Consider the following 20463-nt stretch of genomic DNA (forward strand, 5'->3'; position numbering starts at 1 on the left):
GATGACGCAATCCGCGCTATCCAGCTGAACATGGGTTCTATGGATGACGATGTAATCCGTGGTCGCAAACACGTTGCTGGCGGTACCGAGCAGTTCGTTGAAGAAGCTCCGGTAGCTGCAGCTGAGTAACTGACGCCTTGGCGTTGACTCAGTAAGCAAAAAGGGGGCTTGGCCCCCTTTTTGCCACCTCGAAAACCATTTGTCGGCAGCGCAGCTACAACATTTGTAACGTGCAGCGGCCTACAAGGGTGGTTCGGGAAGAATTGATCGCCCGTTCAATCGGGTGGAATGGTTGAAAACCTATCCAAGAGGATTTTGAAAATGGCAGAGATTACTGCAGCGTTGGTTAAAGAACTGCGTGAGCGTACCGGCGAAGGCATGATGGATTGCAAAAAGGCCTTGACCAAGGCCGGCGGCGACATCGAAAAAGCCATTGATGACATGCGTGCTTCGGGCGCCATCAAGGCTGCCAAGAAAGCAGGCAACGTCGCTGCTGAAGGCGCCATCGCAATCAAGGAAGACGGCAAATCGGCCGTTATCCTGGAAGTTAACTCGCAGACCGACTTCCTGGCCCTGCAAGACGACTTCAAGAACTTCGTCGCTGCCAGCGTTGAAAAAGCATTCGCTGACAAGCTGACCGACGCCGCTCCGCTGATCGAAGCTCAAGAAGCTGATCGTCTGGTTCTGGTGGGTAAAGTGGGCGAGAACGTTAACATTCGTCGCCTGACCCGCGTTGAAGGTGACGTTGTGGGTGCTTACCTGCACGGCAACAAGATCGGTGTTGTGGTTGCCCTGAAAGGCGGCAACGTTGAACTGGCCAAAGACATCGCTATGCACGTAGCGGCCAGCAACCCTGAATTCCTGCTGCCATCGGAAGTTTCTGCTGAAGCCATCGAACGCGAGAAAGCCGTGTTCCTGCAGCTGAACGAAGAGAAAATCAAAGGCAAGCCTGAAAACATCGTTGAAAACATGGTCAAGGGCCGTATCAGCAAGTTCCTGGCTGAGGCTTCCCTGGTTGAGCAGGCGTTCGTCAAGAACCCTGAAATCAAGGTTGGCGAACTGGCCAAGAAAGCCGGTGCTGATATCGTTTCCTTCACCTACTACAAAGTAGGCGACGGCATCGAGAAGCCGGTCGACAACTTCGCTGAAGAAGTTGCTGCCCAGCTGGCTGCCACCAAGAAGTAAGACAGTTTTTAACTGTCGCCCAAAAGAGGCTGCCCGCTTACGCGCGCAGCCTCTTTTCAAATGGGGTGATCGATTTTTATTGGTTTCCCTTTGGAACTGGCTTACAAAGCCGTGTTCCGATGGCGCTGTGACAGCGTCAAGCTAGAGTGAACGCAGGCCGTAAACGGCTTGCCAAGAATTTTCAAAAAATACGCCGCAGGAGAGATTCGCAATGGCTCAGCAGGGCAGTGGTCATCAGGCTCGCTATAAACGCATTCTACTCAAGCTTAGCGGCGAGGCCCTGATGGGCTCGGAAGAGTTTGGGATCGATCCCAAAGTACTCGATCGCATGGCGCTGGAAGTCGGCCAACTGGTCGGTATCGGTGTCCAGGTCGGTCTGGTGATCGGCGGCGGCAACCTGTTCCGTGGCGCGGCACTCAGCGCTGCCGGCATGGATCGGGTGACAGGCGACCACATGGGCATGCTGGCCACTGTGATGAACGCCCTGGCCATGCGTGATGCGCTGGAGCGCGCCAATATCACCGCGATCGTGATGTCGGCTATTTCCATGGTTGGCGTAACGGATCACTATGATCGTCGCAAGGCCATGCGTCACCTGGATGCCAAGGAAGTCGTGATTTTTGCGGCCGGTACCGGCAACCCATTCTTTACCACCGATTCGGCAGCTTGCCTGCGTGGTATCGAGATCAACGCGGACGTGGTGCTCAAGGCCACCAAGGTTGACGGTGTCTACACCGCAGACCCATTCAAAGACCCGCATGCCGAGAAGTTCGATCATCTGACTTATGATGAAGTACTGGATCGCAAGCTGGGCGTGATGGACCTGACGGCAATTTGCTTGTGCCGCGACCACAAGATGCCGCTGCGCGTATTTAACATGAACAAGCCCGGCGCCCTGCTGAACATCGTACACGGCGGCGCGGAAGGGACTCTGATCGAGGAAATCGAACAATGATCAACGAAATCAAAAAAGACGCTCAAGAGCGCATGCAAAAATCCCTGGAATCCCTGAACCATGCGTTTGGCCAGATTCGTACCGGCAAGGCCCACCCAAGCATCCTGGGCAGCGTGATGGTGCCTTACTACGGCGCTGATACCTCGATCACCCAAGTGGCCAACATCACTGTAAAAGATTCGCGCACCCTGCAAGTCGTTGCTTTCGAGCGCAACATGCTCGGCGCCGTCGACAAGGCCATCCAGAGCGCCGGTTTGAACCTCAATCCGACCAACCTGGGCGAATTGCTGCTGATCTCCATGCCTGCCCTGACCGAAGAAACCCGCAAGGGCTTCACCAAGCAGGCGCGCAGTGCAGCGGAAGACGCGCGTGTTGCCGTGCGCAACATCCGTCGTGATGCCTTGGGTGACCTGAAGAAGCTGGTCAAGGACAAGGAAATCAGCGAAGACGAAGAGCGCCGTGCCGTTGCTGATATCGACAAGCTGACTAAAGATGCCGAGGCCCAGATCACCAAGGCCACGGAAGATAAAGAAAAGGACCTGATGGCCGTATAAGGGGTCAGGACGCCTTCATGGAAAAGACCAAGCAGACTGTGCCCTCCGTGGTGCCGCGCCATGTCGCGATCATCATGGACGGGAATAATCGCTGGGCGAAGAAGCGCTTTATGCCGGGCGTTGCCGGGCATAAAGCGGGTGTCGACGCTGTACGAGCCGTGATCGAGGTGTGCGCCGAGGCCAAGGTCGAAGTATTGACCCTGTTCGCGTTCTCCAGTGAAAACTGGCAGCGCCCGGCCGAGGAGGTCAGTGCCTTGATGGACCTGTTCTTCAAGGCCCTGCGCCGCGAGGCCAAGCGCCTGAACGAGAACAACATCAGCCTGCGTATCATCGGTGACCGTTCGCGGTTTCATCCGGAGCTGCAGGCGGCCATGCGCGAAGCCGAGGCGATCACTGCCGGCAGCAACCGTTTTGTGCTGCAGATCGCAGCCAACTACGGCGGCCAGTGGGATATTGCCCAGGCCGCGCAGCGTCTGGCGCGGGAAGTGCAGGCCGGCCATCTGCGTCCGGAAGACATTACTCCCGAACTGTTGCAAACCTGCCTGGTGACCGGCGACCTGCCGTTGCCGGACCTGTGCATTCGTACCGGTGGCGACCATCGCATCAGCAACTTCCTGTTGTGGCAGTTGGCCTATACCGAACTGTACTTCTCCGACCTGTTCTGGCCGGACTTCAAACACGATGCCATGCGCAATGCGCTGGCCGATTTCGCTTCCCGTCAGCGTCGCTTCGGTAAAACGAGCGAGCAGATCGAAGCTGGAGCCCGGGTTTAATGCTTAAACAACGAATCATCACGGCGCTGATCCTGCTGCCTATTGCCCTGTGCGGGTTTTTCCTGCTTGAAGGTGCGAACTTCGCGCTGTTCATCGGCCTGGTTGTGACCCTGGGTGCCTGGGAATGGGCGCGCCTGGCGGGTTTCGCCGCGCAGTTGCCTCGTGTGGTGTATGCCGCTGTCGTGGCGTTGTTGATGTTCCTGATGTACATCCTGCCGGACGTGGCGCCCTGGGTGCTGGGTGCGGCGGTGTTGTGGTGGGCGTTGGCGACCTATCTGGTGCTGACCTATCCGGGCACCAGCAGTCATTGGTCCAGTGTCGCCTGCAAGCTGGTGATTGGCCTTTTGATTCTGTTGCCTGCCTGGCAAGGCCTGGTCTACATCAAGCACATGCAACTGGGTAACTGGCTGATCATGGCGGTGATGGTCCTGGTGTGGGGTGCCGATATCGGCGCCTATTTCTCCGGGCGTGCCTTCGGCAAGCGCAAGCTGGCGCCGGCGGTCAGCCCGGGCAAAAGCTGGGAAGGCGTGTATGGCGGCCTGGCGTTGACCCTGGTGATTACCGTGGTGGTCGGTGTGGTGCGTGGCTGGACCGTCAAGGAAATGCTACTGGGCCTGGTGGGCGCAGCCGTGGTGGTGTTCATCTCGGTGGTCGGTGACCTGACCGAAAGCATGTTCAAGCGCCAGGCCGGGATCAAGGACAGCAGTAACCTGCTGCCGGGTCACGGTGGCGTGCTGGACCGTATCGACAGCCTGACTGCCGCGATCCCGATCTTTGCCGTACTGCTGTGGATGGCTGCCTCGTGAGCCGCCTGCAACAGGTAACCGTGCTGGGCGCTACCGGCTCGGTGGGGCTAAGCACCCTGGATGTGATTGCCCGTCATCCCGAGCGTTATCAAGTATTCGCCTTGACCGGTTTCAGTCGCCTGAGTGAACTGCTGGCACTGTGTGTGCGGCACGCGCCGCAATACGCAGTAGTGCCCGAAGCGGCAGTTGCACGTGGTTTGCAGGATGACTTGCGCGCTGCGGGCCTGGCGACTCAGGTATTGGTGGGGGAGGAGGGGTTGTGCCAGGTTTCGGCAGACCCTGAGGTCGACACCGTGGTTGCGGCGATTGTCGGCGCTGCCGGCTTGCGCCCGACCCTGGCGGCCGTTGATGCGGGCAAGAAGATTCTGCTGGCCAACAAAGAAGCCCTGGTGATGTCCGGGGCACTCTTCATGCAGGCGGTGCGCAAGAGCGGCGCCGTGCTGTTGCCGCTCGACAGCGAGCACAACGCGATTTTCCAATGCATGCCTGGTGATTTCGCCCGCGGGTTGAGCCAGGTCGGCGTGCGCCGGATTCTGCTGACAGCCTCCGGTGGTCCGTTCCGGCAGACGCCGCTGGCCGATCTGGAGCATGTTTCTCCCGATCAGGCGTGCGCTCACCCGAACTGGTCCATGGGGCGCAAGATCTCGGTGGATTCAGCGAGCATGATGAACAAGGGCCTGGAGCTGATTGAGGCCTGCTGGTTGTTCGATGCCCGGCCGGACCAGGTCGAGGTGGTGATCCACCCGCAAAGTGTGATTCATTCCCTGGTGGACTATGTGGATGGCTCGGTATTGGCCCAACTGGGCAATCCGGACATGCGTACGCCGATCGCCAATGCCCTGGCATGGCCTGAGCGGATTGACTCGGGTGTTGCGCCGTTGGATCTGTTTGCCATTGCCCGTCTGGACTTCGAAGCGCCCGACGAGCAACGCTTCCCTTGCCTGCGTCTTGCGCGGCAAGCTGCGGAGGCGGGTAACAGTGCCCCGGCGATGCTGAATGCGGCCAATGAAGTGGCTGTGGCGGCGTTTCTGGACCGGCGCATCCGCTTTCCGCAGATCGCGGGTATCATCGAGGACGTTTTGAGCCTTGAGCCCGTCGTCCCGGTGAATGATCTGGGCGCGGTGTTCGAAGCGGATGCAAAGGCCCGGGCCTTGACCGAGCAGTGGTTGAGCCGCAATACGCGTTAGCCTCTGGGTGTGTTCAAGCCTTCAGGCACTGGATTGAAATGCGGAGAAATTAGATGAGTGCGCTCTACATGATTGTCGGCACCCTGGTTGCTCTGGGTGTGCTGGTTACCTTCCACGAGTTCGGCCATTTCTGGGTCGCGCGTCGTTGCGGCGTCAAGGTACTGCGCTTTTCCGTAGGCTTCGGCATGCCGTTGCTGCGCTGGCACGACCGTCGTGGCACCGAGTTCGTAATTGCGGCCATTCCATTGGGCGGCTACGTCAAGATGCTCGACGAGCGCGAAGGCGAAGTGCCGGCTGATCAGTTGGATCAATCCTTCAACCGCAAGACCGTTCGTCAGCGCATCGCCATCGTCGCGGCAGGCCCGATCGCAAATTTCCTGTTGGCGATGGTGTTCTTCTGGGTCCTGGCCATGTTGGGTAGCCAGCAGGTGCGTCCGGTGATCGGTGCCGTCGAGGCCGACAGCATGGCGGCGAAGGCCGGCCTGACTGCCGGGCAAGAAATTGTTGCAGTTGATGGCGAGCCAACCACCGGCTGGGGTGCCGTCAATTTGCAGTTGGTGCGTCGCCTGGGTGAAAGCGGCATCGTGAAACTGGTGGTGCGCGATCAGGATTCCACCACCGAAACCTCGCGCGAGCTGGCCCTGGATCACTGGCTGAAAGGCTCCGATGAGCCTGACCCGATCAAATCCCTGGGCATTCGCCCATGGCGTCCGGCCTTACCGCCGGTGCTGGCGGAGCTGGATCCGAAGGGGCCGGCCCAGGCCGCGGGTCTGAAAACCGGTGATCGCCTGCTGGCCCTCGATGGCCAGGCGCTGAGTGACTGGCAGCAGGTGGTCGACCTGGTGCGTGTACGCCCTGATACCAAAATTGTGCTGAAAGTTGAGCGCGATGGTGCTCAAATCGACGTCCCTGTGACCCTGGCGGTTCGTGGGGAAGCCAAGGCGGCCGGGGGTTACCTGGGGGCCGGCGTCAAAGGTGTCGATTGGCCACCTTCGATGGTTCGAGAGGTCAGCTTCGGGCCGTTGGCGGCGATTGGCGAGGGTGCGAGACGCACCTGGACCATGAGTGTGCTGACCCTCGATTCCCTCAAGAAAATGTTGTTCGGCGAGCTCTCGGTAAAAAACTTGAGTGGACCGATAACCATTGCTAAAGTGGCGGGCGCTTCTGCCCAGTCGGGCGTTGTAGATTTCCTGAATTTCCTGGCTTATCTGAGTATTAGCCTTGGGGTTCTGAATTTGTTGCCCATTCCAGTATTGGATGGGGGGCATCTGTTGTTTTATCTGGTCGAGTGGGCGCGTGGTCGCCCCTTGTCGGATCGGGTGCAGGGTTGGGGGATACAGATCGGTATCAGTTTGGTGGTCGGGGTGATGTTATTAGCCCTGGTCAACGATCTGGGACGACTGTAACGCTTCGCTGAATTGCGAATCTGCCGCATTTTGCGGCAGTTTGTTTATTGCCAGTTGGAATAAGAAAGGACTTCATGAAACGTCTGCTGCTAACTGCGGTTCTCACCGTATTGATGATCGCCGAAGTTCACGCCGAGTCCTTCACCATCTCCGATATTCGCGTCAACGGCCTCCAGCGGGTTTCCGCGGGTAGCGTCTTTGGTGCCTTGCCGTTGAACGTCGGGGAACAGGCTGATGACCGTCGCCTGGTGGAATCCACTCGTGCGCTGTTCAAAACCGGGTTCTTTCAAGATATCCAACTGGGTCGCGAAGGTAACGTCCTCGTCATCACTGTCGTCGAGCGACCTTCTGTCGCCAGTATCGAGATCGAAGGCAACAAGGCGATCTCCACTGAGGACTTGATGAAAGGCCTCAAGCAATCCGGCCTTGCCGAAGGCGAGATCTTCCAGCGTGCCACCCTCGAAGGCGTGCGTAACGAACTGCAACGCCAGTACGTTGCCCAGGGTCGTTACTCGGCTACCGTCGAGACCGAAGTGGTGCCGCAACCGCGTAACCGCGTCGGCCTGAAGGTCAACATCAACGAAGGCACCGTGGCGGCCATCCAGCACATCAACGTGGTGGGTAACACCAAGTTTGCTGATGACGACCTGATCGACCTGTTCGAACTCAAGACCACCAACTGGCTGTCGTTCTTCAAGAACGATGACAAGTATGCCCGTGAAAAACTCTCCGGTGACCTGGAGCGCCTGCGTTCCTACTACCTGGACCGCGGCTATATCAACATGGATATCGCTTCGACCCAGGTGTCCATCACCCCGGACAAGAAGCACGTCTATATCACTGTCAACGTCAACGAAGGCGAGAAGTACAAGGTTCGTGACGTCAAGCTCAGCGGCGACTTGAAAGTGCCTGAAGACCAGGTCAAGTCCCTGTTGCTGGTGCAGAAGGACCAGGTGTTCTCGCGCAAGCTGATGACCACTACCTCCGAGCTGATCACCCGCCGCCTGGGTAACGAAGGCTATACCTTCGCCAACGTCAACGGCGTACCGACCCCGCACGACGAAGACCACACCGTGGACATCACCTTCGTTGTAGACCCGGGCAAGCGTGCCTACGTGAACCGCATCAACTTCCGTGGCAACACCAAGTCTGCCGACGAAGTGCTGCGCCGCGAAATGCGTCAGATGGAAGGTGGCTGGGCGTCGACTTACCTGATCGACCAGTCCAAGGTTCGCCTCGAGCGCCTGGGCTTCTTTAAGGAAGTCAACGTTGAAACCCCGGCTGTACCGGGTGTGGATGACCAGGTTGACGTGAACTACGCCGTAGAAGAGCAAGCGTCCGGTTCGATTACCGCCAGCGTCGGTTTTGCCCAGAGTGCCGGTCTGATCCTCGGTGGTTCGATCACCCAGAACAACTTCCTCGGTACCGGTAACAAGGTTTCCATCGGCCTGACCCGAAGCGAATACCAGAGCCGCTATAACTTCGGTTATGTCGACCCCTACTGGACTGCTGACGGCGTGAGCCTGGGCTACAACGCCTTTTATCGCACAACCGACTACAAAGACCTCGACGTTGACGTTGCAAGCTATGCAATCGACAGCTTCGGTGTTGGTGCCAACATTGGTTACCCGATCAGTGAGACCTCGCGTCTGACCTTCGGCCTGACCGCGCAGCAGGACAAGATCAAGACCGGTGTGTACACCGTGGATGAGATCTTCAACTTCGTGCGTAAAGAAGGCGACCAGTTCCTGAACTTCAAGGCTTCGGCCGGCTGGTCGGAATCGACCCTGAACAAAGGCGTACTCGCGACCCGCGGCCATTCCCAGAGCCTGACCCTGGAAGCCACCACGCCGGGCAGCGACCTGTCGTTCTTCAAACTCGACTACCGTGGCCAGTTGTTCCAGCCATTGAGCGAAAACTACACCATGCGCCTGCACACCGAGCTGGGTTATGGCGACGGTTACGGTTCGACCAGCGGCTTGCCGTTCTATGAGAACTACTATGCGGGTGGTTTCAACTCGGTACGTGGTTTCAAAGACAGCACCTTGGGTCCTCGTGGTACCCCAAGCCGTGGCGTGGGTGTGACCGGTAACCAGGGGACTGTGGCTGACTCGGACAACGACCCGCTGCCATTCGGTGGTAACGTGCTGATCCAGGGTGGTGCTGAGATTCTGTTCCCGCTGCCATTCGTTAAAGATCAACGTTCCCTGCGTACTTCGGTCTTCTGGGATGTGGGTAACGTATTCGACTCCAAGTGCGAACAGGTCACCAACCCGAATGGCTCGAAGTCCAACACGCAGTGCAACGACGTGAGCTTCAGCAACCTGGCAAGCTCTGTCGGTGTCGGTGTGACCTGGGTTACCGCGCTTGGCCCATTGAGCTTTGCTCTGGCCATGCCGGTCAAGAAACCGGATAACGCTGAAACCCAGATTTTCCAATTCTCCCTCGGCCAGACGTTCTAAGCGTCTGACCCAAGATAACGACAACGGATTCTGTAGGAGTGCATCGTGCGTAAGTTGACTCAATTGGTTCTCCTGGCGACTGTCCTGGTAGCGACCCCGGCCTTTGCCGAAATGAAAATTGCCGTTCTGAACTATCAGATGGCGCTGCTGGAATCCGATGCGGCCAAGAAATATGCCGTAGATGCCGAGAAGAAATTCGGTCCTCAACTGACCAAGCTCAAGACGCTGGAAAGCAGCGCCAAGGGCATCCAGGATCGTCTGGTAGCCGGTGGCGACAAGATGCAGCAAGGCGAGCGCGAGCGTCTGGAGCTTGAATTCAAGCAAAAGGCCCGTGACTACCAGTTCCAGTCCAAGGAGCTGAACGAAGCCAAGGCTGTTGCCGACCGCGAAATGCTCAAGCAGCTGAAGCCGAAACTCGACAGCGCTGTGGAAGAAGTCATCAAGAAAGGTGCCTTTGACCTGGTATTCGAACGCGGTGCAGTCATCGACGTTAAACCTCAGTACGACATCACCCGTCAGGTGATCGAGCGCATGAATCAGCTGAAGTAAGCCATGACTGCGACTATCAAGCTCGGCCAATTGGCCGAGTTCCTGGGAGCCACCTTGCGTGGCTCCGCGGAGAAGGAAATCACTGGGCTAGCCACCTTGCAGGAGGCTGGCCCAGCTCAGTTGAGCTTCCTGGCAAACCCCCAATACCGTAAATACCTGGGCGAAAGCCGCGCCGCAGCCGTGCTGCTGAAGGCCGCTGACGCCGAAGGTTTTGCCGGGGACGCGCTGGTTGTTGCCGATCCGTACCTGGCGTATGCCCGGGTGTCGCACCTGTTCGATCCGAAACCCAAGGCCCCCGCCGGTATCCATCCGACGGCGGTGATCGCCGATGACGCTCAGGTTGACCCTGCCGCGAGCATCGGTGCTTTTGTGGTGATTGAAAGCGGTGCACGCATCGGGGCGGGTGTAACGCTGGGTGCCCAGTGTTTTATCGGCGCGCGCAGCGAGATTGGTGCCGGTGGCTGGCTGGCTCCGCGTGTGACCCTGTACCACGATGTGCGTATCGGTGAGCGTGTGGTGATTCAGTCCGGTGCCGTGATTGGCGGCGAGGGCTTCGGCTTCGCCAACTCGAAGGGTGTCTGGCACAAGATTGCCCAAGTGGGCGGCGTGTTGATTGGCGATGACGTTGAAATTGGCGTCAACACTGCCGTTGACCGCGGGGCCCTGGCCGATACCGTCATTGGTAACGGCGTGAAACTGGATAACCAGATTCAGATCGCCCACAACGTGCAGATTGGCGATCACACCGCCATGGCCGCCTGCGTGGGGATCTCCGGCAGCACCAGGATCGGCAAGCATTGCATGCTCGCCGGGGGTGTTGGCCTGGTGGGCCATATCGAAGTGTGCGACAACGTATTCATCACCGGCATGACCATGGTGACCCATTCGATTACCGAGCCTGGGTCCTACTCATCCGGTACGGCCATGCAGCCTGCGGCCGAATGGCGCAAGAGCGCGGCGCGTCTGAGGCAGCTCGACGATATCGCTCGGCGCCTGAAACATCTGGAAAAGCGTGTTGGGGACGTGACCCCTGGCGGTAATGCTTCATCAGATGGCTGATACCATTTCCATATCAAGTGTGCACAGCCGCTAGACTGCCTCCTTGATTTGCTAGAGGGGCGTGCCTTAGTCCGCACGCTCCCAATCTTTATTACAGGCTTCCCCCCGAAATGATGGACATCAACGAGATTCGCGAATACCTGCCTCACCGTTACCCGTTCCTGCTGGTGGACCGGGTCACGGACCTCAATGTTGAGGAAAAGCGCATTCGTGCCTACAAGAATGTCAGCATCAACGAACCGTTCTTCAACGGTCACTTCCCTGCGCATCCCATCATGCCAGGCGTATTGATCATCGAAGCGATGGCCCAGGCTGCCGGTATCCTTGGTTTCAAAATGCTCGACCTGAAGCCTGCCGATGGCACGCTCTACTATTTCGTGGGCTCTGACAAACTGCGCTTCCGCAACCCGGTAACTCCGGGTGACCAGTTGATCCTTGAAGCCAAGTTCATCAGCTGCAAGCGCCAGATCTGGAAGTTCGAATGCCAGGCCTCGGTCGACGGCAAGCCGGTGTGCTCGGCTGAAATCATCTGTGCGGAACGCAAACTATGAGTTTGATTGACCCTCGCGCAATCATCGATCCGACGGCCGTACTGGCCGCCGACGTTGAGGTCGGCCCTTGGTCGATCGTCGGCGCAGGTGTGGAAATCGGCGAGGGGACAGTCATCGGGCCGCATGTGATCCTCAAAGGCCCGACGAGGATTGGCAAACACAATCGTATCTATCAGTTCTCATCGATAGGCGAAGACACCCCGGACATGAAGTACAAGGGTGAAGAAACACGTCTGGTAATCGGTGATCACAACATCATCCGTGAAGGCGTGACCATTCACCGCGGTACCGTCCAGGACCGTGCCGAGACTACCCTGGGTGACCACAACCTGGTGATGGCTTATGCGCATATCGGTCATGACAGCGTAATCGGCAACCATTGCATCCTGGTCAACAACACTGCGTTGGCCGGCCATGTGCACGTTGACGATTGGGCGATCCTGTCCGGCTTTACCCTGGTGCATCAGTACTGCCATATCGGCGCCCACAGCTTTTCCGGCATGGGTACCGCCATCGGCAAGGACGTTCCGGCGTTCGTCACCGTATTCGGCAACCCGGCCGAGGCCCGCAGCATGAACTTCGAAGGCATGCGCCGTCGGGGCTTCAGCGAAGACGCGATCCACGCCCTGCGCCGCGCCTACAAGGTGGTTTACCGCCAGGGGCTGACGGTCGACCAGGCCTTGATCGAACTGACGGAGCCAGCCGCATTGTTTCCGGAAGTCGCGATATTCCGTGACTCTATCCAGTCGTCGACTCGCGGCATCACCCGCTGATCATGGCCAGGCTGCGTATAGCGTTGGTGGCCGGAGAAGCTTCCGGCGATATTCTCGGTGCAGGCCTGATGCGGGCCCTCAAGCTCCAGCATCCGGCGGTTGAATTCATCGGTGTCGGCGGTCCGTTGATGCAGGCTGAAGGCCTGACGTCCTACTTCCCTATGGAACGCTTGTCGGTCATGGGGCTGGTGGAGGTGCTGGGCCGTTTGCGCGAGCTGCTGGCCCGTCGCAAAAAGCTGATCCAGACCCTGATCGAAGAAAAGCCCGACGTCTTTATCGGAATCGACGCGCCGGACTTCACCCTCAATATCGAACTCAAATTGCGTCAGGCCGGGATCAAGACCGTGCATTACGTCAGCCCGTCCGTGTGGGCGTGGCGGCAAAAGCGCGTGCTCAAGATTCGCGAAGGCTGCGACCTGATGCTGACCCTGCTGCCCTTCGAGGCCAGGTTCTACGAAGAGAAGGGCGTGCCGGTGCGGTTTGTCGGGCACACCCTGGCCGATACCATTCCTCTGCAGGCCGACCGTGCTGCCGCGCGTGCCGAACTGGGTTTGCCCGAAGGTCCGCTGGTGGCCTTGATGCCGGGGAGCCGTGGCGGCGAAGTCGGTCGTCTCGGCGCGCTGTTTTTTGATGCAGCCGAACGCCTGCAGGCGCTGAAGCCGGGTGTGCGCTTCGTATTGCCATGCGCCAGTCCTCAGCGCCGTGCACAAATTGAAGAATTGCTGGTAGGGCGCAACTTGCCGTTGACCCTGCTCGACGGCGGCTCGCACCTGGCACTGGCGGCGTGCGATGCGGTGCTGATCGCCTCCGGCACCGCGACCCTGGAGGCCTTGCTCTACAAGCGCCCGATGGTTGTGGCCTATCGCCTGGCGCCGCTGACCTACTGGATTCTCAAGCGTATGGTCAAAAGCCCCTACATCTCCCTGCCGAATTTGCTGGCCCAGCGTCTGTTGGTGCCCGAGTTGTTGCAGGACGATGCGACGCCTGAAGCCCTGGCGCAAACCCTTTTCCCGTTGATCGACGGTGGCGAAGAGCAGACCCGTGGTTTCGACGAAATTCACCGCACCTTGCGCCGTGATGCGTCGAACCAGGCGGCGGATGCCGTGCTGACGTTGATCGGTCATAAGCAGGAAGCCCTATGAAGACGCAAATGGGCCTGGATTTCAGCCTGGTCGCCGATGCCCTTGACCTGGTTGCCGGTGTTGACGAAGTCGGACGCGGCCCGCTGTGCGGCGCAGTCGTCACCGCCGCGGTGATTCTCGACCCGAACCGCCCGATCCTCGGCCTGAACGATTCGAAGAAACTTACCGAGGCCCGTCGTGAAAAGCTCTATGACGAGATCTGCGAGAAAGCCCTGAGTTGGCACATCGCCCGCGCTGAAGTCGAAGAGATCGACAAACTGAACATCCTGCACGCCACCATGCTGGCCATGCAGCGCGCCATTGAAGGCCTGCATATCACGCCAAAAATGGCGATGATCGACGGCAACCGCTGCCCGAAGCTGACGATGCCCGCAGAAGCGGTGGTCAAGGGTGATAGCAAAGTGCCGGCGATTGCCGCTGCATCGATCCTGGCCAAGGTCAGCCGTGACCGTGAAATGGCGGCTTTCGAATTGATCTATCCCGGCTACGGGATTGGTGGCCATAAGGGTTACCCGACGCCCGTTCATCTGGAAGCTTTGGCTCGCCTGGGCCCGACCCCGATCCACCGCCGCTCGTTTGCCCCGGTTCGCCAGGCTTTCGAGTCTCGGGAAAGCCTGATCGAGGTTTAGCAGCAAGGCTGATGTTTTTGCCAAGGCCCGGTACAATCCGGGCCTTGTTGTCTCCACGTTTTGTACAGGATCACTATGCCGGCTTCATTCGTTCACCTGCGCCTGCACACTGAATACTCCCTGGTCGACGGCCTGGTACGGATCAAACCCCTGGTCAAAACCCTGGTGGGCATGAACATGCCTGCCGTGGCGGTGACCGACCAGAACAACATGTGTTCCCTGGTCAAGTTCTACAAGGCCGCCATGGGCGCCGGTATCAAGCCGATCTGCGGTGCCGACCTGTGGCTGTCGAACAAGGACCCGGATAACCCACTGAGCCGCATCAGCCTGTTGGCGATGAACGGCGTGGGTTACCGCAACCTCACCGAACTGATTTCCCGTGGCTTTATCGATGGCCAGCGCAATGGCTCGATCATCATCGAGCGCGAGTGGGTGGCCGAAGCCAGCGAAGGGCTGATCATGCTCTCGGCGGCCAAAGAAGGTGAAATCGGTATCGCGCTGTTGGGCGGCAATCCTCATGAGGCTGAAGTGCTCGCCCGTGAGTGGATGGAGGTGTTCCCCGACCGTTTCTACCTGGAAATCCAGCGCACCAACCGCCCCAACGATGAAGAGCAGTTGCACGCCGCTGTGGCCCTGGCTGAAAAGCTTGGCGCGCCGCTGGTCGCGACCAACGATGTGCGCTTTATCAAGAAGGAAGACTTCGAGGCCCACGAAACCCGCGTATGCATCGGCGAAGGCCGGGCGCTGGACGATCCGCGCCGCTCGAAAAACTACAGCGAAGAGCAGTACCTCAAAAGCGCCGATGAAATGGCCGAGCTGTTCAGTGACCTGCCCGAGGCCCTGGAAAACTCCGTCGAAATTGCCAAGCGCTGCAATATTGAAGTGAAGCTGGGCAAGCACTTCCTGCCCAACTTCCCGATTCCCGATGGCATGACCATCGACGAGTATTTCCGCAAGGTCTCGTTCGACGGTTTGGAGGAACGCCTGAGCGTCCTGCTGCCCAAGGACACCACTGAAGATTATGAAGCCAAGCGCCAGGTCTACGTCGACCGCCTGAATTTCGAGCTGGATATCATTATCCAGATGGGGTTCCCCGGTTACTTCCTGATCGTAATGGACTTTATCCAGTGGGCCAAAAGCAACGGCGTGCCGGTGGGGCCTGGCCGTGGATCGGGTGCTGGGTCGCTGGTGGCCTATGTGCAGAAGATCACCGACCTCGACCCGCTGGAATACGACCTGCTGTTCGAACGTTTCCTTAACCCGGAACGGGTATCGATGCCCGACTTCGACGTCGACTTCTGCATGGATGGTCGCGACCGGGTTATTGAGTACGTGGCCGAGAAATACGGGCGCAACGCAGTAAGCCAGATCATCACCTTCGGTTCCATGGCGGCGAAAGCGGTAATTCGCGACGTGGCCCGGGTACAGGGCAAGTCCTACGGCCTGGCTGACCGCCTGTCGAAGATGATTCCGTTTGAAGTCGGCATGACCCTGGAAAAAGCCTACGAGCAGGAAGAAATCCTGCGGGACTTCATCAAGGTCGATGAAGAAGCGGCTGAAATCTGGGACATGGCGCGCAAGCTCGAAGGCGTGGTGCGTAACGTCGGTAAACACGCCGGTGGTGTAGTAATCGCGCCTACCAAGCTGACCGACTTTTCGCCGATCTATTGCGACGAAGAAGGCGACGGCCTGGTAACCCAGTTCGACAAGGACGACGTGGAGGCGGCCGGCCTGGTGAAGTTCGACTTCCTCGGCCTGCGTACCCTGACGATCATCGACTGGGCGCTGAAGACCATCAACCGCGACCGCGCCAAGGTCAATGAGCCACCGCTGGATATCGCGTTTATCCCGCTGGATGACAAGCCGACCTACAGCCTGCTGCAAAAAGCCGAAACCACGGCCGTGTTCCAGCTTGAATCCCGCGGCATGAAAGAGCTGATCAAAAAGCTCAAGCCCGACTGCCTGGAAGACTTGATCGCACTGGTGGCCCTGTTCCGTCCGGGCCCGCTGCAATCGGGCATGGTGGATGACTTCATCAACCGTAAGCACGGGCGTGCCGAGCTGGCTTACCCGCACTCCGACTACCAGTACGAAGGTCTCAAGCCGGTACTGGCACCGACCTACGGCATCATCCTGTATCAAGAACAGGTGATGCAGATTGCCCAGGTCATGGCCGGCTATACCCTCGGCGGCGCGGACATGCTGCGTCGAGCCATGGGTAAGAAAAAGCCCGAGGAAATGGCCAAGCAGCGCGGTGGCTTCATTGAAGGTTGCGCCACCAACAACATCGATGCCGACCTGGCCGGTAACATCTTCGACCTGGTGGAAAAATTCGCCGGTTACGGCTTCAACAAATCCCACTCTGCCGCCTATGGCCTGGTGTCTTACCAGACTGCGTGGCTGAAGGCTCACTACCCGGCGCCGTTCATGGCGGCGGTACTGTCTGCGGATATGCACAACACCGACAAGGTCGTGACCTTGATCGAGGAAGTGCGCACCATGAAGCTGCGCCTCGACGCGCCGGACGTGAACACTTCCGAGTTCAAGTTCACGGTGAACGACGAAGGCCGCATCATCTATGGCCTCGGCGCGATCAAGGGCGTGGGCGAAGGCCCGGTGGAGGCGATTACCGAAGCGCGTCAGGACGGGCCGTTCAAGGACCTGTTCGATTTCTGCGCCCGGGTCGACCTCAAGCGCATCAACAAACGTACTCTGGATGGCTTGATCCGCAGCGGCGCCCTGGATCGCCTGGGCCCGTACTTCCATGACGAGTCGAAGGCGTACCAGGCCAATATCGACCGCAACCGCGCGGTATTGCTGACCGCCATGGAAGAAGCGATCAAGGCCGCCGAGCAGACCGCACGCACCCACGACAGCGGCCACGCCGACCTGTTTGGCGGGCTGTTCGTCGAAGAAGATGCCGACGTCTACGCCAATCATCGCAAGGCCAAGGAACTGACCCTCAAGGAACGCCTCAAGGGTGAGAAAGACACCCTGGGCCTGTACCTCACCGGTCACCCGATTGACGAATATGAAGGTGAAATCCGGCGTTTCGCCCGCCAGCGCATCATCGACCTGAAGCCGGCGCGGGATACCCAGACCGTCGCAGGCATGATCATCGCGCTGCGGGTGATGAAGAATAAAAAGGGCGACAAGATGGGTTTCATCACCCTAGACGACCGCTCGGGCCGGATCGAAGCCTCGCTGTTTGCCGATGCCTTCCATTCCGCCCAGTCGCTGTTGCAGACCGACGCGATGGTGGTGGTGGAAGGGGAGGTCAGCAACGACGACTTCTCCGGCGGCCTGCGCCTGCGGATCAAGCGCGTGATGAGCATGGAAGATGCACGCACCAATCTGGCCGAAAGCCTGCGCCTGAAGGTCAGGACCGATGCGCTCAAGGGCGATCAGCTGCGCTGGTTGGGTGACTTGCTTAAACGCCACCGTGGCGCCTGCCCGGTGACCATGGAGTACACCGGCAACGACGCCAAGGCGATGTTGCAGTTTGGTGAGACGTGGCGAATTGACCCCGCCGATGGCTTGATTCAAGCATTGCGTGACCAGTTCGGGCGTGACAACGTCTTCCTCCAATACCGTTGACGGTCAGGCAGTACGAAGATCGCCTGATCTCGACCGAACATTTAATCTCGACCTAACCGCGCCTCTCCCTTAAGGTAGGGCGCGAATAGACAACCGGCTGGCCAGGCACTCCTTGGCCGTCGACCCAAGACGGACGCTTATGAACCCGAATTTTCTTGATTTCGAACAGCCGATCGCTGACCTGCAAGCCAAGATCGAAGAGCTGCGCCTGGTCGGCAATGACAATTCGCTGAATATCGGCGATGAAATCGCTCGCCTGCAAGACAAGAGCAGCACGCTTACCGAAGACATCTTCGGCAAGCTGACCAGCTGGCAGATCGCGCGCCTGGCCCGCCACCCGCGCCGTCCGTACACCCTGGACTACATCGACCATATCTTTACCGAGTTCGATGAGCTGCACGGCGACCGTCACTTCTCCGACGACGCCGCCATCGTGGGCGGTATCGCTCGCCTGGACGACCAGCCAGTGATGGTCATCGGTCACCAGAAAGGCCGTGAAGTGCGCGAGAAAGTCCGCCGCAACTTCGGCATGCCGCGCCCTGAAGGCTACCGCAAGGCCTGTCGCCTGATGGAAATGGCCGAGCGCTTCAAGATGCCGATCCTGACCTTCATCGACACCCCGGGCGCCTACCCGGGTATCGACGCTGAAGAGCGCAACCAGAGCGAAGCGATTGCCTGGAACCTGCGGGTGATGGCGCGCCTGAAGACGCCAATCATCGCTACCGTGATCGGCGAAGGCGGTTCCGGCGGCGCATTGGCGATTGGCGTCTGCGACCAGCTGAACATGCTGCAATATTCCACCTACGCGGTGATCTCGCCGGAAGGTTGCGCCTCGATCCTGTGGAAAACCGCCGAGAAGGCACCGGATGCCGCGGAAGCCATGGGCATCACTGCCGATCGCCTGAAAGGCCTGGGTATCGTGGATAAAGTGATCGCCGAGCCATTGGGCGGCGCCCACCGTGACCCGGCTGCCGCTGCCGCGACCATTCGTGCCGAACTCAGCTCGCAGCTGGCGATGCTCAAGAAGTTCGACAACGAGGCGCTGCTGGCCCGTCGTTACGAGCGACTGATGAGCTACGGTCTCTAAGCCGACGCGTTACTAAATGTGGGAGCTGGCTTGTGTGGGAGCGGGCTTGCTCGCGAAGGCGGTGATTCAGTCAATATAGTTGGCGACTGACACACTGCATTCGCGAGCAAGCCCGCTCCCACATTTGCTTTGTGTATGCTGGGTTATCGCATTCCAGATTGATGGCGTACTTTGCTATGAAGCCCACGTTAACCGCCAAGCTCCTGCAAGCCGTCGCGCCCTGGCGCAACGCCCCGGCCTGGCACATCGCCTTCTCCGGCGGCCTCGACTCCACCGTCCTGCTGCACCTCCTGGCCACGCTGGCCAAAGTCGACAAGCTCCCGCCACTCAGTGCGCTTCATGTTCATCATGGGCTGCAAGCTGCGGCTGACGCGTGGCCGGCCCATTGCCAAGCCGTGTGCGACGCCCTGGGCGTTCCCCTGCAAGTGATCCGCGTGCAGGTGCACCCTGGCGCGAGCCTGGAGCGCGCGGCCCGTGACGCGCGGTATCAGGCGTTTGCCGAGGTCATCGGGGCGGGGGAGTTGCTGATCACGGGCCAGCACCGCGACGACCAGGCTGAAACCTTACTGTTTCGGCTGTTGCGTGGGGCTGGCGTGCGTGGCCTGGCGGCAATGCCCGCGCAGCGCCCTTTGGCAGATGGCTATCTGGTGCGACCCTTGCTGGATGTGTCTCGCGCCGAGCTTGAAGCCTACGCCCGTGAACATCAATTGACCTGGATCGAAGACCCGTCGAACGCTGATCCGCGTTTCTCCCGCAATTACCTGCGCCACCATGTTTTCCCGCAGTTGACCGAACGTTGGCCCCAGGCCGTCAGCACCATGGCCCGCAGCGCTGAACACTTGAGCGAAGCCCAGGGCTTGCTCGACGAACTGGCGCAGATGGACCTGCTGGCCGCCAGCCAGCACCCGGTGTTTCCCTGGCTGGCATTGCCTTCGCTGACCCTTGAACCGCTTGCCGCGCTCTCCGAGGCCCGCCAGCGCAACGCACTTAGGCACTGGCTGATACCGCTGACACGCTTGCCCGACAGTGACCACTGGACCGGCTGGGCGACCTTGCGCGACGCCAAACACGATGCACAGCCACTGTGGCGCCTGGCCGACGGTCAATTGCACCGTTGTGGTGGACTTATCTGGTGGTTACCTGCCAGTTGGTCGGAATTTTCTGACGCATCGGTGAGCTGGCCGCACCCGCAAAACCCACTACAGTTACCCGGTAACGGCCAAGTGCGCTTCAGCGGCAGTGCACCCGAAGGCCCCCTGAGCATCCGTTATCGCCAGGGCGGTGAAATCATGGAATTGCCAGGCCGGGGCCGGCGCGACCTGAAGCGCTTGCTTAACGAAAGTGCGGTGCCAGGCTTCATCCGTGGCAGATTGCCGCTGCTGTATCAGGGCCAGCAATTGCTGGCTGTGGCCAACCTGCCGGGGCTTGCGGCGGGTGGCGGTACCGGCTGGCAATTACATTGGATGCCACCAACCTGCGATCAAGGTTTGAGCTGATAGAGCCTTTCCGGTAGACTACGCTCCCTTCTTGATACAACTTCTGTGGATTCGCCTGAATCGCAGCAGTTGCCGATTACCAAGCAGTCTTTGCTGGGCGATTCCAAAAAATGTGTAGCGATCAACGTACCGGTGTTTCATTGCTGGTCTGTCACAACGCGGCGGTTTTTTTTGAAAGGTGCACTGTGATTAATGCAGGTGATCGGGGGCTTCGGCATAACAACGCTTTCCCCGGCGGCTCGGACCGCTTTA

Annotated in this window: 17 protein-coding genes and 1 pseudogene; all 18 read left to right on the forward strand. The window is 59.2% G+C overall.

The window, feature by feature from the left end:
- A pseudogene (locus ACIOMR_RS29300) lies at window positions 1–129 on the forward strand (30S ribosomal protein S2); the annotation flags it as partial.
- Window positions 130–321: 192 nt separating this feature from the next.
- Window positions 322–1185: a translation elongation factor Ts gene (gene tsf, locus ACIOMR_RS29305; RefSeq protein ID WP_401197890.1), complete on the forward strand. Its 864-nt coding sequence runs from the start codon at window positions 322–324 to the stop codon at window positions 1183–1185.
- 211 nt (window positions 1186–1396) lie between these two features.
- Window positions 1397–2140: a UMP kinase gene (gene pyrH, locus ACIOMR_RS29310; RefSeq protein ID WP_003219327.1), complete on the forward strand. Its 744-nt coding sequence runs from the start codon at window positions 1397–1399 to the stop codon at window positions 2138–2140.
- The gene (gene frr / locus ACIOMR_RS29315) at window positions 2137–2694 is read left to right on the forward strand and encodes a ribosome recycling factor (RefSeq protein ID WP_003219325.1); all 558 of its coding nucleotides are present in this window, start codon (window positions 2137–2139) and stop codon (window positions 2692–2694) included. Before pyrH ends, frr begins: the two co-directional genes overlap by 4 nt.
- A gap of 17 nt (window positions 2695–2711) precedes the next feature.
- Complete coding sequence (gene uppS / locus ACIOMR_RS29320; RefSeq protein ID WP_003219323.1) at window positions 2712–3467, forward strand: polyprenyl diphosphate synthase; 756 nt, start codon at window positions 2712–2714, stop codon at window positions 3465–3467.
- Entirely contained in the window at window positions 3467–4273 is an 807-nt protein-coding gene (locus tag ACIOMR_RS29325) for a phosphatidate cytidylyltransferase (RefSeq protein WP_008432232.1), read from the forward strand. Before uppS ends, ACIOMR_RS29325 begins: the two co-directional genes overlap by 1 nt.
- Window positions 4270–5460 (forward strand): 1-deoxy-D-xylulose-5-phosphate reductoisomerase, encoded by a 1191-nt coding sequence (gene ispC / locus ACIOMR_RS29330; RefSeq protein WP_087694925.1) that lies wholly within the window; start codon window positions 4270–4272, stop codon window positions 5458–5460. Before ACIOMR_RS29325 ends, ispC begins: the two co-directional genes overlap by 4 nt.
- Before the next feature lie 53 nt (window positions 5461–5513).
- Entirely contained in the window at window positions 5514–6866 is a 1353-nt protein-coding gene (rseP, locus tag ACIOMR_RS29335) for a sigma E protease regulator RseP (protein WP_008432227.1), read from the forward strand.
- 74 nt (window positions 6867–6940) lie between these two features.
- Complete coding sequence (gene bamA, locus ACIOMR_RS29340) at window positions 6941–9328, forward strand: outer membrane protein assembly factor BamA (RefSeq protein ID WP_008432225.1); 2388 nt, start codon at window positions 6941–6943, stop codon at window positions 9326–9328.
- A gap of 45 nt (window positions 9329–9373) precedes the next feature.
- The gene (locus tag ACIOMR_RS29345; RefSeq protein ID WP_003219314.1) at window positions 9374–9877 is read left to right on the forward strand and encodes an OmpH family outer membrane protein; all 504 of its coding nucleotides are present in this window, start codon (window positions 9374–9376) and stop codon (window positions 9875–9877) included.
- Window positions 9878–9880: 3 nt separating this feature from the next.
- A complete protein-coding gene (gene lpxD / locus ACIOMR_RS29350; protein WP_102368229.1) occupies window positions 9881–10936 on the forward strand; it encodes a UDP-3-O-(3-hydroxymyristoyl)glucosamine N-acyltransferase in 1056 nt (351 codons plus the stop codon).
- Window positions 10937–11046: 110 nt separating this feature from the next.
- Window positions 11047–11487: a 3-hydroxyacyl-ACP dehydratase FabZ gene (fabZ, locus tag ACIOMR_RS29355; protein WP_003219309.1), complete on the forward strand. Its 441-nt coding sequence runs from the start codon at window positions 11047–11049 to the stop codon at window positions 11485–11487.
- Window positions 11484–12260 (forward strand): acyl-ACP--UDP-N-acetylglucosamine O-acyltransferase, encoded by a 777-nt coding sequence (lpxA, locus tag ACIOMR_RS29360; RefSeq protein WP_003219308.1) that lies wholly within the window; start codon window positions 11484–11486, stop codon window positions 12258–12260. The genes fabZ and lpxA overlap by 4 nt, the downstream gene beginning before the upstream one ends.
- Window positions 12261–12262: 2 nt before the next feature.
- The gene (gene lpxB / locus ACIOMR_RS29365; RefSeq protein WP_087694922.1) at window positions 12263–13402 is read left to right on the forward strand and encodes a lipid-A-disaccharide synthase; all 1140 of its coding nucleotides are present in this window, start codon (window positions 12263–12265) and stop codon (window positions 13400–13402) included.
- A complete protein-coding gene (gene rnhB, locus ACIOMR_RS29370) occupies window positions 13399–14031 on the forward strand; it encodes a ribonuclease HII (RefSeq protein WP_401197900.1) in 633 nt (210 codons plus the stop codon). Before lpxB ends, rnhB begins: the two co-directional genes overlap by 4 nt.
- A 75-nt stretch (window positions 14032–14106) precedes the next feature.
- On the forward strand, window positions 14107–17628 hold the full coding sequence (dnaE, locus tag ACIOMR_RS29375; protein ID WP_401197903.1) for a DNA polymerase III subunit alpha: 3522 nt from the start codon (window positions 14107–14109) through the stop codon (window positions 17626–17628).
- Between the two features lie 139 nt (window positions 17629–17767).
- Window positions 17768–18715, forward strand: coding sequence for an acetyl-CoA carboxylase carboxyltransferase subunit alpha (locus ACIOMR_RS29380; protein ID WP_003219302.1), 948 nt, complete (start codon window positions 17768–17770; stop codon window positions 18713–18715).
- Window positions 18716–18891: 176 nt separating this feature from the next.
- Window positions 18892–20211: a tRNA lysidine(34) synthetase TilS gene (gene tilS / locus ACIOMR_RS29385; protein WP_401197906.1), complete on the forward strand. Its 1320-nt coding sequence runs from the start codon at window positions 18892–18894 to the stop codon at window positions 20209–20211.
- The last annotated feature ends 252 nt before the right edge of the window (window positions 20212–20463 follow it).

Source organism: Pseudomonas sp. NPDC087814 (genome assembly GCF_044742865.1).
GTDB lineage: Bacteria > Pseudomonadota > Gammaproteobacteria > Pseudomonadales > Pseudomonadaceae > Aquipseudomonas.

Coding starts and splice junctions, on each gene's coding strand:
- ACIOMR_RS29380 (WP_003219302.1), top strand. CDS start 17,768: ATGAACCCGAATTTTCTTGATTTCGAACAGCCGATCGCTGACCTGCAA.
- dnaE (WP_401197903.1), top strand. CDS start 14,107: ATGCCGGCTTCATTCGTTCACCTGCGCCTGCACACTGAATACTCCCTG.
- pyrH (WP_003219327.1), top strand. CDS start 1,397: ATGGCTCAGCAGGGCAGTGGTCATCAGGCTCGCTATAAACGCATTCTA.
- fabZ (WP_003219309.1), top strand. CDS start 11,047: ATGATGGACATCAACGAGATTCGCGAATACCTGCCTCACCGTTACCCG.
- bamA (WP_008432225.1), top strand. CDS start 6,941: ATGAAACGTCTGCTGCTAACTGCGGTTCTCACCGTATTGATGATCGCC.
- tsf (WP_401197890.1), top strand. CDS start 322: ATGGCAGAGATTACTGCAGCGTTGGTTAAAGAACTGCGTGAGCGTACC.
- lpxD (WP_102368229.1), top strand. CDS start 9,881: ATGACTGCGACTATCAAGCTCGGCCAATTGGCCGAGTTCCTGGGAGCC.
- rnhB (WP_401197900.1), top strand. CDS start 13,399: ATGAAGACGCAAATGGGCCTGGATTTCAGCCTGGTCGCCGATGCCCTT.
- tilS (WP_401197906.1), top strand. CDS start 18,892: ATGAAGCCCACGTTAACCGCCAAGCTCCTGCAAGCCGTCGCGCCCTGG.
- lpxB (WP_087694922.1), top strand. CDS start 12,263: ATGGCCAGGCTGCGTATAGCGTTGGTGGCCGGAGAAGCTTCCGGCGAT.
- rseP (WP_008432227.1), top strand. CDS start 5,514: ATGAGTGCGCTCTACATGATTGTCGGCACCCTGGTTGCTCTGGGTGTG.
- frr (WP_003219325.1), top strand. CDS start 2,137: ATGATCAACGAAATCAAAAAAGACGCTCAAGAGCGCATGCAAAAATCC.
- ACIOMR_RS29325 (WP_008432232.1), top strand. CDS start 3,467: ATGCTTAAACAACGAATCATCACGGCGCTGATCCTGCTGCCTATTGCC.
- lpxA (WP_003219308.1), top strand. CDS start 11,484: ATGAGTTTGATTGACCCTCGCGCAATCATCGATCCGACGGCCGTACTG.
- uppS (WP_003219323.1), top strand. CDS start 2,712: ATGGAAAAGACCAAGCAGACTGTGCCCTCCGTGGTGCCGCGCCATGTC.